General features: G+C 61.5%; 1 protein-coding gene. It reads left to right on the forward strand.

Features of this window, described 5'->3' with window-relative positions; all coding sequences use genetic code 11:
- The first annotated feature begins 79 nt into the window (after positions 1–79).
- Positions 80–211 (forward strand): hypothetical protein, encoded by a 132-nt coding sequence (locus ACPYOJ_RS36320; RefSeq protein ID WP_481420531.1) that lies wholly within the window; start codon positions 80–82, stop codon positions 209–211.
- Positions 212–244: the final 33 nt, after the last annotated feature.

Below are 244 nucleotides of genomic sequence, written 5' to 3' on the forward strand. Positions count from 1 at the left end.
CCCCCCCCCCCCCCCCCCCCCCCCCTCCCAAACAGAACCCGCCACACCAGATGCAGCGTAGTCTCGTGGGCTCGGAGATGTGTATAAGAGACAGGCCAAGCAGGTTGTAAACATCGGCCTGCTGGGTATCCTCCGCAAGGCCGCCCGCGAGTATCTGGGCGAGCTTTATGTCGAAACCGGCGATATGGCCCTGTCTCTTCTACACATCTGACGCTGCCGACGACTAGTCGAGTGTAGATCTCGG

The organism is Rhizobium sp. SVR5-9E (assembly GCF_056755095.1).